At 38.6% G+C, this 14,026-nt stretch carries 13 protein-coding genes and 1 other annotated feature; all 13 genes read left to right on the top strand.

All coding sequences use genetic code 11. From position 1 onward, the window contains the following. The coding region (locus tag MWH30_RS11990; protein ID WP_248664328.1) for an EF-Tu C-terminal domain-related protein at window positions 1–81 on the top strand (81 nt) is incomplete at its 5' end. Window positions 82–225: 144 nt separating this feature from the next. After that, window positions 226–375 (top strand): 50S ribosomal protein L33, encoded by a 150-nt coding sequence (gene rpmG, locus MWH30_RS11985; protein WP_248664326.1) that lies wholly within the window; start codon window positions 226–228, stop codon window positions 373–375. Between the two features lie 65 nt (window positions 376–440). Continuing rightward, window positions 441–644: a preprotein translocase subunit SecE gene (secE, locus tag MWH30_RS11980; protein ID WP_248664325.1), complete on the top strand. Its 204-nt coding sequence runs from the start codon at window positions 441–443 to the stop codon at window positions 642–644. Between the two features lie 38 nt (window positions 645–682). After that, window positions 683–1,213: a transcription termination/antitermination protein NusG gene (gene nusG / locus MWH30_RS11975; protein WP_248664324.1), complete on the top strand. Its 531-nt coding sequence runs from the start codon at window positions 683–685 to the stop codon at window positions 1,211–1,213. Window positions 1,214–1,228: 15 nt separating this feature from the next. Then, the gene (rplK, locus tag MWH30_RS11970; RefSeq protein WP_248664323.1) at window positions 1,229–1,654 is read left to right on the top strand and encodes a 50S ribosomal protein L11; all 426 of its coding nucleotides are present in this window, start codon (window positions 1,229–1,231) and stop codon (window positions 1,652–1,654) included. A 55-nt stretch (window positions 1,655–1,709) separates the two neighbouring features. After that, window positions 1,710–2,405, top strand: coding sequence for a 50S ribosomal protein L1 (gene rplA, locus MWH30_RS11965; protein WP_248664322.1), 696 nt, complete (start codon window positions 1,710–1,712; stop codon window positions 2,403–2,405). 56 nt (window positions 2,406–2,461) lie between these two features. Further along, window positions 2,462–2,629 (top strand) — a sequence feature (ribosomal protein L10 leader region). Between the two features lie 15 nt (window positions 2,630–2,644). Continuing rightward, complete coding sequence (gene rplJ, locus MWH30_RS11960; RefSeq protein ID WP_248664321.1) at window positions 2,645–3,163, top strand: 50S ribosomal protein L10; 519 nt, start codon at window positions 2,645–2,647, stop codon at window positions 3,161–3,163. A gap of 70 nt (window positions 3,164–3,233) precedes the next feature. After that, entirely contained in the window at window positions 3,234–3,608 is a 375-nt protein-coding gene (gene rplL / locus MWH30_RS11955) for a 50S ribosomal protein L7/L12 (RefSeq protein ID WP_308221618.1), read from the top strand. Between the two features lie 316 nt (window positions 3,609–3,924). Further along, on the top strand, window positions 3,925–7,182 hold the full coding sequence (gene rpoB / locus MWH30_RS11950; protein WP_248664320.1) for a DNA-directed RNA polymerase subunit beta: 3,258 nt from the start codon (window positions 3,925–3,927) through the stop codon (window positions 7,180–7,182). A 50-nt stretch (window positions 7,183–7,232) separates the two neighbouring features. Continuing rightward, window positions 7,233–10,721, top strand: coding sequence for a DNA-directed RNA polymerase subunit beta' (gene rpoC, locus MWH30_RS11945; RefSeq protein ID WP_248664319.1), 3,489 nt, complete (start codon window positions 7,233–7,235; stop codon window positions 10,719–10,721). Window positions 10,722–10,927: 206 nt separating this feature from the next. Further along, complete coding sequence (gene rpsL / locus MWH30_RS11940; RefSeq protein ID WP_248664318.1) at window positions 10,928–11,302, top strand: 30S ribosomal protein S12; 375 nt, start codon at window positions 10,928–10,930, stop codon at window positions 11,300–11,302. 41 nt (window positions 11,303–11,343) lie between these two features. Next, window positions 11,344–11,814, top strand: a complete 471-nt coding sequence (gene rpsG / locus MWH30_RS11935; RefSeq protein ID WP_248664317.1) for a 30S ribosomal protein S7 — start codon at window positions 11,344–11,346, stop codon at window positions 11,812–11,814. Window positions 11,815–11,850: 36 nt separating this feature from the next. Then, the gene (gene fusA, locus MWH30_RS11930) at window positions 11,851–13,923 is read left to right on the top strand and encodes an elongation factor G (RefSeq protein ID WP_248664316.1); all 2,073 of its coding nucleotides are present in this window, start codon (window positions 11,851–11,853) and stop codon (window positions 13,921–13,923) included. Window positions 13,924–14,026 lie beyond the last annotated feature (103 nt).

Raw genomic sequence — 14,026 nt, 5'->3', positions numbered from 1 at the left:
ATGGAAGAAGGACTACGTTTTGCTATTCGTGAAGGTGGTAAGACTGTAGGAGCAGGAGTTATTACTGAAATTATTGAATAGGATACCAAAAAATTCCGCATACTATTAAAAGCAGGTAGGCTATATGCTACCTGCCTTTTCTTTGACTTTTTAATTGAAATATGATAAAGTTATTAAGGTGTTGATTTAGCAGTAGATGTTCGCTTGTTTAGGGAGGTGGCACTAATGAGAGAAATAATTACTTTGGCTTGTACAGAATGTGACCGTAGAAATTATTCCACTACCAAGAATAAGTCTAATGATCGAGACCGCTTGGAAATGAAAAAATACTGTAAATTTTGTGCAGAACATACTATCCATAAAGAAACTAGATAAAAGTGGTAGGCTGTTTTATTGTTTCGAGTATGTAAAATGAAACTAGCATTTAGGGATGTGAGATAATGGCTGAAAATGATTTTTTGGGAAAGGTAAAAAAGTTTTTGCGAGAAGTTAAAGCTGAGCTAAAAAAAGTAAACTGGCCTAGTAGAGAGATGCTAATTTCCTATACCACAGTAGTGATTGTTACTGTTTTATTAATAGCTATCTATATGGGAGGAGTAGATGCTATCTTTTCTAGGATTATTACTCCGTTTATTTTTGGTTAAAAGGGAGGTGCGGGTCCTGAAATGGACTTCCTTAAATTATGAGTGAGAAAAAGAAATGGTATGCTATTCATACCTATTCTGGACATGAAGATAAGGTTAAATCGAATTTGGAAAAAAGAATCGAAACTACAGGTATGGATGAGAAAATTTTTGATATTTTGATTCCAGCTAAGGATAAAGTTAAGATGAAAGACGGTAAAAAGACCATGTCCAAGGAGAAGTTTTTTCCTGGCTATGTATTAATTGAAATGATAATGGATGATGATTCTTGGTATGTGGTTCGTAATACACCAGGGGTAATTGGTTTTGCTAGTTCTGGGACTAAACCGGTCCCGGTTTCTGAAGGAGAGTTGAGTTCTATTCGTTCAGAAATGGGTTTAGAAGAACCACAAGTTGAGATAGATTTAGAGTTAGGTGATGAAGTACGAGTTATTGATGGTCCTTTTGGAGATTTTGTAGGTGAAATTCAGGAGATAGATCTTGATAAGAGTAAATTAACAGTTTTAGTTTCTATGTTTGGACGTCAAACTCCAGTAGAATTGGATTTTCATCAAGTTGAGGAAGTTTAAGGAGGTGTAAGTAAAATGGCAAAAAAAGTTGTAGGAAAGATCAGCCTGCAGATTCCGGCGGGAAAGGCTAATCCAGCTCCTCCGGTTGGGCCCGCTTTAGGTCAGCACGGAGTTAATATTATGGAGTTTTGTAAAGCTTTTAATGCTAAAACGGCCGATCAAGCCGGTAATGTTATTCCAGTGGAGATTACTGTTTATGCAGATCGTTCTTTCGATTTTATTACTAAGTCTCCTCCAGCAGCCGATCTATTAAAGAAGGCAGCAGGAGTTGAAAAGGGTTCTGGAGAACCCAATGTGGAAAAAGTAGGTACTGTGACCACTGATGATTTAGAAGAAATCGCTAAAGCAAAGATGGAAGACTTAAATGCTGCTAGCTTAGAAGCAGCCAAGAGTATGATTGCAGGTACGGCCCGAAGCATGGGTTTGGTAGTTGAAGACTAATTTTTAAATATTGTGGGAGGAGCTAATCCGTTTTACCACTAAGGAGGAAAAGTAAATGTCAAAAAGATACGCAGAGGTTTTTGAAAAGGTAGATCGAGAAAAGTTATACTCGCCCAAAGAGGCTTTGGAATTAGCTAAAGAAACAGCAACGGCTAACTTTGACGAGACAATTGAAGTAGCAATTAAGTTAGGGATTGACCCTGATAAGAACGATCAACAATTAAGAGGAGCTTTGGTTTTACCAGCAGGAACTGGACAAGAGGTAAAGGTGATTGCCTTTGCTCAAGGAGAAAAGGCTAAGGAAGCTGAGGAAGCCGGAGCCGATGTAGTAGGAACTGAAGATTTGGCTGAAAGAATTGAAGAAGGCTGGCTGGATTTTGATATAGCAGTAGCTACTCCAGATATGATGAGTCTAGTAGGTAAATTAGGTAGAATACTAGGGCCGCAGGGATTAATGCCTAACCCCAAAGTAGGAACTGTAACCTTTGATTTAAAGGAAGCTATTACCGATATTAAGGCTGGTAAGGTGGAGTATAGAGCCGATAAGGATGGAAACCTTCATCTACCTTTAGGCAAGGCATCCTTTAGTGTTGAGGATTTATTTGCAAACTTCAGTGCAGTATTAGAGGAAGTAATTAGAGCTAGACCTCTAGGAGCTAAAGGTCAGTATTTATATAATGTTACTGTTTCAGCGACTATGGGCCCGGGAGTTAAAATTGATCCGGGAATCGTACGTAATATGTTTACCTAATATATTTGACTTAGCTGAAATAATGTGTTATAGTTTTATTTGTGCGTTATGAAAAAATCAAATAATAGTCTTAGCCATAGACCGTGGGTACTGGCTACAGTTTAAAAATACCTACCGAGGCTGGAGAATAAGCTGATAATCTCTTAATTAAGATGATTAGGGGAATAACTATGCTTAAATGTTGAAAGTCTCCGGTGCTCACGGAGACTTTTTTTGATTGTTAAAGAGGAGGTGTCAAGATGCCAACCCGAGAGAAAGAGTTAATTGTTGAAGAACTAACTGATAAATTCAGCGAGACCAAAGCAGCTGTTTTAACCGATTACTGTGGTTTGGATGTAGCTCAGGTTACTGAATTACGAAATCAGTTAAGAGAGGCTGGAGTTGATTATAAAGTAGTTAAAAACACTTTGGCTTTATTAGCAGCTAAAAATGCCGATTTTGAAGAGATAGAAGAGTATTTGACTGGTCCTACTGCTATAGCTTTTTCCGATGAGGATCCGGTTGCTCCGGCTAAGGTGTTAGTGGAATTTGCTAAAGAACACGAAGAATTAGAGATTAAGGGTGGACTTGTAGAAGGAGACCTGATAGACTTAGAACAGGTTAAGTCTTTAGCAGACATACCGCCTCGGGAAGTTCTAATAGCTCAGTTATTAGCTAAGATGAAGGCGCCAGTTAATGGTTTAGTAAATGCTTTAAATGATCCATTGCAGAGCTTAGCTTATACTTTAAAGGCTATCAAAGAGGATAAAGAAGAGTAACTTATTTATTTTAAAAAAAGTACTTACTATAAATTAAATTGTAAGAACTTTCGATGAGGAGGTGAAGATTGTGACTAAAGAAGAGATTATAGAAGCTATTGAAAATATGACTGTACTTGAACTGTCTGAATTAGTTGAAGAGTTAGAGGAGAAGTTTGATGTTTCTGCTGCTGCCCCTGTAGCTATGGCAGGAGCCCCTGCTGCCGGTGGTGGAGCAGAGGAAGAGGAAGAACAAACAGCCTTTGATGTGGTCATTACTTCTGCTGGTGATAAGAAAATCAAAGTAATTAAGGCGGTTAGAGGAGTGACTGATTTAGGACTTAAGGATGCTAAGGCTCTAGTTGATGAAGCACCTAATGCTGTCAAAGAAGGTGTTGAAAAAGAAGAAGCTGAAGAAATCAAAGAGCAGCTAGAAGAAGCTGGTGCTACAGTAGAACTTAAGTAGTTAATAAGAATAAGAGAATAGATGAGTGAAGCACTCTGTTAATATAAGCTAACAGAGTGCTTTTTCCTTAGCCTAAAAAAGATCTTGACATTTCTTATAATCTGTGTTACCATTATTAATTGTTATGGGAATGATAGAATGAGTTTTAGGTGACTTAAATTAGCTTAGAGAATAGATTTTTATGTTAATTTTAATAAAAAGTGTATATGTAGAGACCAACTAGCCAAAAATAATACTGTACTATGCTTATTTATAGTTTAAATGGCTTATTTTTATTTTGTTTTAGTTTATAAAACTAGCGGGGGTGAAGTAATTAATGGCCAAACCAAAAAGCTCTCTGAGACGTGAAAGGAGAAGCTTTGCTAGAATTGAAGATGGCATGGAGATTCCCTACTTATTGGAGACGCAGAAAGAATCTTATAATTGGTTTTTAGAGACTGGACTTTTGGAGATGTTTGATGAGATCTCTCCTATTCATGATTTTTCTGAAAATTTAGTTTTGGAGTTTATCGATTATTCTTTAGGTGAGCCTAAGTATGATGAGGTGGAAAGTAAGAATAGAGATGTAACTTTCTCTGCTCCACTTCAGGTTAAGGTTAGGTTAATTAATCAGGAGACTGGTGAGGTAAAGGAACAAGAAGTCTTTATGGGGGACTTCCCTTTAATGACTGATAAAGGGACTTTTATTATTAATGGAGCTGAACGAGTAATAGTTAATCAGTTAATTAGATCATCAGGAGTCTATTTTGATCAAGAAAGAACTAAAGATGGTCGTCAGCTTTATGAAGGAAGTATAATTCCTAATCGAGGTGCTTGGATCGAGTTTGAATATGATAAGAAGGATATTATAGCTGTTAGAGTTGATAGAACTAGAAAAACTTCTTCTACTGTTCTCTTTCGAGCTTTAGGCTATAGCACAGATGCTGAGCTAATAGATCTTTTAGGCGACCATGAGGTTGTGCATAATACTATTGATAGAGATAATACGGAGAATAGAGAAGAAGCTTTAATTGAGCTGTATAAAAAGTTAAGGCCTGGCGAGCCGCCAACAGTAGAGAGCGCTGAAAATCTATTGGATTCACTTTTCTTTGATTCTAAGCGTTATGATTTAGCTAGAGTAGGTAGGTATAAGATAAATAAAAAGTTAGGTTTAGATATTGATGCCGATAAACGAGTCTTAACTAGGGATGATATTGTAGAAACAGTTAGGTATATGATTAAATTGGTTAATGACGATGATGATGCTTATATAGATGATATTGATCATTTAGGAAATAGAAGATTGAAGACTGTAGGGGAGCTCTTACAGAATCAGTTTAGGATCGGTCTTTCCAGAATGGAAAGAGTAATTAGAGAACGGATGACAATTCAGGATATTGATGTGATTACTCCTCAAGCTTTAATTAATACTCGACCGGTAGTAGCAGCAATTAAAGAGTTTTTTGGTAGCAGTCAGCTATCCCAGTTTATGGATCAGACTAATCCGATGTCTGAGCTGACTCATAAACGACGGATGAGCGCTTTAGGGCCCGGAGGTTTGAGTAGAGAACGGGCTGGATTCGATGTTCGTGATGTTCATCATACTCATTATGGTAGAATCTGTCCAATTGAGACGCCGGAGGGGCCAAATATTGGTTTGATCGGTTCACTATGTATTTACGGTAAGACTAATGAGTTTGGCTTTATTAAGACTCCTTATCGTAAGGTGGTCGATGGTAAGGTTACTGATGAGATTGAATATTTAACAGCCGATGAAGAAGAAGGTTATGTTATAACTCAGGCTAATGAACCTTTTGATGAGGAAGGAAATATTACTAGTGATGCGCCGCGAGTAAGACATCGGGAAGATATTTTACAAGTAGAAGATACTAGTAAAATTGATTATATGGATGTGTCTCCTAAGCAGATTGTTAGTGTTTCAGCAGCTTTAATTCCCTTTTTAGAAAACGATGATGCTAATCGGGCTTTAATGGGAGCTAATATGCAGCGACAGGGGGTTCCTTTGCTGAAGACTGATGCTCCTTATGTGGGCACTGGAATTGAGTATAGAGCTGCTAAAGACTCAGGCGTGTCAGTAGTTGCTAAAAACAGCGGTGAAGTAATGAGAGTAGCTGGTGATAAAATCTTAATTAAGAACGATGAAGGGGAAGTAGATAGCTATAATTTAGATAAATTTGTTCGTTCTAATCAAGGAACTTGCTTTAATCAAAAGCCTATTGTTCGTAAGGGAGATATAGTTGAAGAAGGAGATATTATTGCCGATGGGCCGGCTACCGATAAAGGTGAATTAGCTTTGGGTCGAAACTGCTTAGTAGCCTTTATGCCTTGGGAAGGTTATAATTACGAGGATGCTATTTTAATTAGTGAAAATTTAGTTAAAAATGATGGTTTGACTTCAATTCATATTGAAGAACATGAAGCTGAGGCTAGAGATACTAAATTGGGCCCGGAAGAGATTACTAGAGATATTCCTAATGTAGGCGAAGATGCTTTAAAAGACTTAGACGAGCGAGGGATTATTCGTCCTGGTGCTGAGGTGGGCCCTGGTGATATCTTAGTAGGAAAGGTAACTCCCAAGGGAGAAACTGAACTTTCGGCTGAGGAAAGACTATTGAGAGCTATTTTTGGAGAAAAAGCTCGGGAAGTTAGAGATACTTCACTCAAAGTTCCTCATGGTGAAAGTGGAATTGTAATCGACGTTAAGGTCTTCGATCGCGAAGATGGTGATGATTTAAAACCAGGTGTAAATAAACTAGTTAGAGTTTATATTGCTAATAAGCGTAAAATCGCAGTAGGGGATAAGTTAGCTGGTCGTCACGGTAATAAAGGAGTTATTTCTCGAATTTTACCTGAAGAAGACATGCCTTACTTACCCAATGGAGAGCCAGTAGAAATAGTGCTTAACCCTTTAGGAGTACCTTCAAGAATGAACCTAGGTCAGGTGTTGGAGACTCATCTAGGTTGGGCAGCTAAGAAGTTAGGTATCCATGTAGAAACTCCGGTTTTTAATGGAGCCACTGAGGATGATGTTCGAGAGACTCTGAAAGAAGCCGGATTACCTGAAAACGGGAAAATAGAGCTTTATGATGGTCGAACTGGAGAGAAGTTTGAAAATGAAGTGGTAGTAGGCTATATGTATATTTTAAAGCTTCATCACTTAATTGATGATAAGATTCACGCTCGTTCTACTGGGCCGTACTCTTTAGTAACCCAACAGCCTTTAGGTGGTAAAGCTCAGTTTGGTGGACAGCGCTTTGGAGAAATGGAGGTCTGGGCTCTAGAAGCCTATGGAGCTTCCTATACCCTACAGGAGATGTTAACGGTTAAGTCAGACGATGTAGTAGGAAGAGTACAGACCTATGAATCTATAGTAAAAGGTGAAAATATACCTCAGCCTGGTATTCCAGAATCGTTTAAGGTTTTAATTAAAGAGATGCAGAGTATTGGTTTGGATGCTAAAGTATACTCTGAGGATGATGAGGAGCTGGAAATCCAAGAGAGTGAAGAAGTGGTTAACGATACCACTAAAAAATTAGGTTTAGGAGTAGAGGAAGAAGAGAATGATGACAACTAAGCATGCCTAATATTAAGATAGACTTTGAGACTAAAAAGGAGGAGTAGCCCTTGTTTAATGTGAATAACTTTAATTCTGTGCAGATTGGTTTGGCCTCACCAGAACAGATTCGGAACTGGTCTAGCGGTGAAGTGAAGAAACCAGAGACTATTAATTATAGAACCCTGAAACCGGAAAAAGAAGGGCTTTTTTGTGAGAAAATCTTTGGCCCCACTAAGGACTGGGAGTGTCATTGTGGTAAGTATAAGCGAGTTAGATACAAAGGAGTTGTTTGTGATCGTTGTGGGGTAGAGGTGACTCGCTCTAAAGTTCGAAGAGAACGAATGGGCCATATTGAACTAGCGGCTCCGGTTTCTCATATTTGGTATTTTAAAGGGATTCCCAGTCGTTTAGGTTTGATTATGGATATGTCTCCTCGTTCTCTAGAAAAGGTATTATACTTTGTTAATTATATAGTGATAGATCCTGGTGATACTACTTTAACTGAAAATCAACTTTTAAGTGAAAGTGAGTATCGAGAGGCTCGGATTAAGCATGGTAGTGACTTTAAAGCTGGTATGGGAGCCGAAGCTATTAAAGAGATACTGAGAAATATGGATCTGGATCAGGATGTAGCAGACTTAAAAGCTGAAATTAAAGAAGTTTCTGGTCAGCGACGCAAGAGAGCAGTTAGAAGACTAAAAGTGCTAGAGGGTCTACGCCAGTCTGGAAACCTGCCTCAATGGTTGATTTTGGAAGTGATTCCGGTGATTCCACCTGAGTTGCGACCTATGGTGCAGTTAGACGGAGGTCGTTTTGCTACCTCTGATTTAAATGATCTATATAGAAGAGTTATTAACCGGAATAATAGATTAAAGCGCTTATTGGACTTAGGTGCTCCAGATATCATTATCAGAAATGAAAAGCGGATGTTACAGGAGGCAGTAGATGCTTTGATCGATAATGGCCGCCGGGGCAGACCGGTAACTGGAGCAGGAAACAGGCCTTTGAAGTCTTTAAGTGATATGTTAAAAGGAAAGCAGGGGCGCTTTAGACAGAACTTACTAGGTAAAAGGGTTGACTATTCTGGTCGTTCAGTAATTGTAGTAGGACCTGAATTAAAGATGCATCAGTGTGGACTACCTAAGAAGATGGCCTTAGAGCTGTTTAAGCCTTTTGTAATGAAGAAGTTGGTTGATGAGGATCTGGCTCATAATATCAAAAGTGCTAAAGGAAAAGTAGAAAAGCTAGATGAAGAGGTTTGGGATATTTTGGAAGGTGTAATTAAGGAGCATCCTGTACTTTTAAATCGAGCTCCTACCTTGCATAGACTGGGTATCCAAGCTTTTGAGCCGATTCTAGTAGAAGGAAAGGCTATCAAAATCCATCCTTTAGTCTGCCCAGCTTATAATGCTGACTTTGATGGTGACCAAATGGCAGTTCACGTGCCCCTATCTGCGGAAGCACAAGCAGAGTCTAGGCTGTTGATGTTATCTACTTACAATATACTTTCTCCAGCCGATGGCGAGGCTATTGCTGTACCTTCTCAAGATATGGTTTTAGGTGCTTATTATATGACTATGGCTAAAGAAGGAGTAAAAGGGGAAGGAAAAATCTTCGGTAGCACTGATGAAGTGTTAATGGCCTATGAAAATAAGGTAGTGGATATTCAAGCTAAAATTAACTATCGTTTAGATGGAGACTGGATAGAAACTACTGTAGGTAGAGTTTTATTCAATGATATTCTACCAGATAAAATAAGATTTTATAATAAGACCTTTGATAAAGGTGCTTTAGCGGATTTAGTTGGTGAGTGTGAAGAAAAGTTTGGCCCTAATCAAGCCGCAGATATATTGGATAGCTTAAAAGATATTACCTTTGAGTATTCTACTAAAGCTGGAGTAACTATCGGAGTAGAGGATGTAAAGGTACCAGCAGAGAAAAAAGATATTTTAAAGCAGGCTGAGGAGAAGGTGGAGTTTATCGAAGAGCAGCATAAGCGGGGAATGGTTACTGAAAAGGAAAGATATCAACGAGTAATTGATATCTGGGGTAAAGCAAAAGATGAAGTGACCGAAGCTATGGCAGATAATCTTTCCGATACTAACTCCATCAACATGATGGCTACCTCTGGTGCGCGAGGTAATACTTCTCAGATTACTCAGTTAGGAGGAATGAGGGGCTTAATGACTGACCCTTCTGGACAGATCATTGACCTGCCTATTAAGGCTAACTTCCGAGAAGGTTTAACAGTATTGGAGTACTTTATTTCTACTCATGGAGCTCGAAAGGGATTAGCCGATACAGCTTTAAGAACAGCTGATTCGGGTTATTTAACGCGTAGACTAGTAGACGTTTCTCAGGATATGATAGTTAGAGAAAAAGACTGCGGTACCGAGGAAGGACTGTTGATTGGAGCTATTAAGGAAGGTCGGGAAATAATAGAACCTCTAGAAGAAAGGATTATCGGTAAGTTAGCTGCTGCTGATTTAGAGCATCCAGAAAACGACGAGTTGATAGTTGCTAAGGATGAAATGATCGATGAAAAAACAGCAGCTCAAATCATAGAGTTAGGAATAGAGAAAGTAAATATTAGATCGGTTTTAACCTGCAAGACTAAGTATGGAGTTTGCTGCAAATGCTATGGGCGCAACTTAGCTAATGGACGTTTGGTTAATGTAGGAGAAGCAGTAGGGATTATTGCTGCCCAGTCTATTGGTGAACCGGGAACTCAGTTAACTATGCGTACCTTCCATACTGGTGGAGTTGCTGGAGATGATATCACTCAAGGTTTACCGAGAGTGGAGGAGTTATTTGAAGCTAGAACTCCTAAGGGACAGGCGATAGTAACCGAACTAAGCGGACAGGTAAACTTAGTGGAAAAAACTAATTCCTATAAAGCTGTAATTAAAACCGATGAAGGAAGACAGAGAACCTATCAACTACCTTATGGATCTGAATTAATAGTTGAAGATGGTGAATATGTAGAAGCAGGAACTCGATTGACTAAAGGTCCTTTAGATCCAGAAGATATATTAAATATTCAAGGTACTAGGGCTGTGCAGAAGTATTTATTACGTGAAGTACAGGATGTATATAGATCGCAGGGAGTAGAGATTAACGATAAACATATAGCTATAGTAATTAGACAGATGATGAGTAAAGTAAAGATTAAAGAGTCCGGAGATACTGACTTATTACCCGGAGACTTAGTTGATGTTTTCGAATTTAGAGAGGTTAATGAAGAAGCAATTGCTGCTGGAAAGGAACCAGCAACTGCTAAACCGGAACTTTTAGGTATTACTAAGGCTTCTTTAAATACTAAAAGCTTCTTATCTGCTGCTTCTTTCCAAGAAACTACTCGAGTTTTAACTGAAGCTTCATTAGAAGGCAAAAATGATCCTTTGATTGGCTTGAAGGAAAATGTGATTATCGGTCAACTGATTCCAGCTGGAACAGGGATGAAAAGATATCGCGATATTGATATCGACTTAGCTAAGGAAGAAGATGAAGAAGACGTTCATTCAAATGAGGCAGTGGAGAGTGAAGTAGTAAGTTAAATAAAAATCCTACTAATAACTTGACAGCTAGGAATTAAAGTGTTAAAATACGTAAGTGTGTGTTGTAGAGAGTAAATAGATAGTATTAATTCAAGCGCTTAGTTAATGATAAAGTAAGCTATGTATAGAGGTTATCCCTTGAAGATTTGGAGACTTCCTTTTCTTTAAGGGATATTTAAGAACTTGGAAGGAGGTGTAGCAAAGTAGTGCCTACTATTAATCAGTTAGTTCGTAAAGGTAGAGATAAAGTTAAGAAAAAGAAAACGGCTCCAGCATTAGGAGGTGCACCACAAAAAAGAGGTGTCTGTACTAGAGTTTATACAGCCACACCTAAAAAGCCTAATTCTGCTTTAAGAAAAGTAGCTCGAGTTCGTTTAACTAATGGAAAAGAAGTTACAGCTTATATTCCGGGAATTGGTCATAACTTGCAGGAACACTCTGTAGTTTTGGTTAGAGGTGGAAGAGTAAAGGATTTGCCTGGGGTTAGGTATACTATTGTTCGTGGTGCTTTGGATACTGCTGGTGTTGAAGATAGAAAACAGAGTCGTTCTAAATATGGTGTTAAGAAGCCTAGGGATTAAAGTGATAAATAATAATAACTCACAGCAAAGGGGGGGAAGCGATGTCTAGAAAAAGGAGAGCTGAAAAGAGAAGCATAGAAGTAGATCCTGTTTATAATAGTAAGCTAGTAACTAAAACTATTAATAAGATTATGTATGATGGTAAAAAGTCTTTAGCTGAAAGTATTTTTTATGAAGCAATGGATAAGATTGAAGAAGAAACAGGCGAAAATCCTTTAGATGTTTTCAAAGAAGCGATTAATAATACTATGCCGGTATTAGAGATTAAGTCTCGGCGAGTTGGTGGGGCTAACTATCAGGTACCCGTAGAAGTAAGCAATGATCGTAGATTAACTTTAGGTTTGCGTTGGATTATTGATTCATCTCGTCAACGTGGTGAAAGAAGAATGGTAGATAGATTAGCTAGTGAAATTATTGATGCTTATAATGAAAGAGGCGGTGCAGTACGCACTAAAGAAGAGATACATCGAATGGCTGAAGCAAATAAAGCCTTTGCTCATTATAGATGGTAGTATTTATTTTGATCAATGTTTAAGGAGGGTAAAATAGTGGCCAGACAATTTCCGTTAGATAAAACAAGGAATATAGGGATTATGGCACATATAGATGCTGGCAAGACTACAGCAACTGAACGTATTTTATTTTATACTGGTAGAGTGCACAAAATGGGAGAAACTCACGATGGTGCTTCACAAATGGACTGGATGGAACAAGAGCAAGAGAGAGGAATTACGATTACTTCTGCAGCTACTACTTGTCAATGGGAAGATCATAGAATTAACATCATAGACACGCCAGGGCACGTGGACTTTACTGTGGAAGTTGAAAGATCATTACGTGTTCTTGATGGAGCTATTGGTGTTTTCTGCTCAGTAGGTGGAGTTGAGCCACAATCTGAGACAGTATGGAGACAGGCTGATCGTTATAGCGTACCTAAAATTGCTTTTGTAAATAAAATGGACAGAACTGGAGCAGACTTTTATAATGTGGTACAGATGATGGAAGATAGGATTGATGCTAATCCACTACCAATTCAACTGCCTATTGGTAAGGAAGATAACTTTAAAGGTGTAGTGGATTTAGTAGCTATGAAAGCTATAGTATATGAAGATGACTTAGGAATTGAGTATGAAGAGCAGGAGATTCCTGAAGATTTAGTAGCTAAAGCCGAGGAGTATCGAGAAGCTATTTTGGAAGCTATAGCTGATATAGATGAAGAGTTTATGATGAAGTATTTAGAAGAAGAAGAGATTACAGAGGATGAAGTTGTAGCTGGAGTTCGAAAAGGTGTTTTAGCTAATGAATTTACTCCTGTGCTTTGTGGAACTGCTTTGAAAAATAAAGGTATTCAGCCTTTGTTAGATGCAGTGATAGACTACTTGCCGGCTCCGGTAGATGTTCCACCGGTACAAGGTTTAGTTCCGCGTACTGAGGATGAAGAGGATACTAGACCTGCTGATGATGATGCTCCATTTTCTGCTTTAGCTTTTAAGATAATGACTGATCCTTATGTAGGAAAATTAGCCTTTTTTAGAGTTTATTCTGGAGTTTTGGAATCAGGATCATATGTTTATAACTCTACTAAAGAGGAGAAGGAACGAGTTGGTCGAATCTTACAGATGCATGCTAATCATAGAGAAGAGCGAGACTCTGTTTATGCAGGAGACTTAGCAGCAGCAGTAGGACTTAAAAATACTACTACTGGAGATACTCTCTGTGATGAAGATGAGCCGATTGTCTTAGAATCTATGGAGTTTCCAGATACAGTAATAGATGTAGCTATCGAACCTAAAACTCAAAAAGACCAGGATAAGTTAGGACAGGCTCTACAGAACTTAGCTGAAGAGGATCCAACTTTTCGAGTACGTACCGATGATGAGACAGGGCAGACTATCATCTCTGGTATGGGTGAGTTACACTTGGAGGTAATTGTTGATCGATTGTTGAGGGAGTTTGGTGTGGAAGCTAATGTTGGTGAACCTCAAGTTGCTTATCGAGAGACAATTAAGAAAAAGGTTGAAGCTGAAGGGAAGTTTATTCGCCAGTCTGGTGGTCGAGGACAGTATGGTCACGTTATTATCGAGCTGGAGCCTTTAGAAGCTGGAGAAGGATTTGAGTTTGAAGATAATGTTGTCGGAGGAGTTGTACCTAGAGACTATATTTCTTCTGTTGAAGATGGAATTGAAGAGGCAATGGAGAATGGAATCTTAGCCGGTTATCCGGTAGTGGATGTAAAGGCTAGTCTTAATGATGGTTCTTATCACGAAGTTGACTCTTCTGAGATGGCCTTTAAAGTTGCCGGTTCTATGGCTTTTAAGGATGGTGCTAAAAGAGCAAATCCAGTTTTATTGGAGCCGATTATGGAGGTAGAGGTTACTACTCCTGAAGAATATATGGGGGATGTAATTGGTGATATTAATGGGCGTCGAGCTCAAGTAGAAGGCATGGAACAAAGAGGTAATGCTCGAGTAGTTAGAGCTTATGTGCCGCTTTCGGAGATGTTTGGTTATGCGACAGATCTGCGCTCTATAACTCAAGGTAGAGCTAATTATGTAATGCAGTTTGATCATTATGGTGAAGTACCTGGCAATATTGCTAAAGAGTTAATAGAAGAAGAGTAAATTTAAAAGTTTCAAAGATATAAATTAAGGAGGATGAATAGAATGGCAAAGGAAAAGTTTGAGAGGACTAAACCTCACGTTAATATTGGAACTATAGGTCACG

Source organism: Fuchsiella alkaliacetigena, from assembly GCF_023227765.1.
GTDB classification, from domain to species: domain Bacteria; phylum Bacillota; class Halanaerobiia; order Halobacteroidales; family Acetohalobiaceae; genus Fuchsiella; species Fuchsiella alkaliacetigena.
Note: the sequence above shows the minus strand (reverse complement) of the source record. Positions and strands in the feature narration are given on the sequence as shown.

What these genes read in the sequence shown, in the direction of transcription:
- rpmG (WP_248664326.1), top strand. Translation starts at nt 226, where the DNA reads ATGAGAGAAATAATTACTTTGGCTTGTACAGAATGTGACCGTAGAAAT.
- rplK (WP_248664323.1), top strand. Translation starts at nt 1,229, where the DNA reads ATGGCAAAAAAAGTTGTAGGAAAGATCAGCCTGCAGATTCCGGCGGGA.
- rpoB (WP_248664320.1), top strand. Translation starts at nt 3,925, where the DNA reads ATGGCCAAACCAAAAAGCTCTCTGAGACGTGAAAGGAGAAGCTTTGCT.
- secE (WP_248664325.1), top strand. Translation starts at nt 441, where the DNA reads ATGGCTGAAAATGATTTTTTGGGAAAGGTAAAAAAGTTTTTGCGAGAA.
- rplA (WP_248664322.1), top strand. Translation starts at nt 1,710, where the DNA reads ATGTCAAAAAGATACGCAGAGGTTTTTGAAAAGGTAGATCGAGAAAAG.
- rplJ (WP_248664321.1), top strand. Translation starts at nt 2,645, where the DNA reads ATGCCAACCCGAGAGAAAGAGTTAATTGTTGAAGAACTAACTGATAAA.
- rpsG (WP_248664317.1), top strand. Translation starts at nt 11,344, where the DNA reads ATGTCTAGAAAAAGGAGAGCTGAAAAGAGAAGCATAGAAGTAGATCCT.
- nusG (WP_248664324.1), top strand. Translation starts at nt 683, where the DNA reads ATGAGTGAGAAAAAGAAATGGTATGCTATTCATACCTATTCTGGACAT.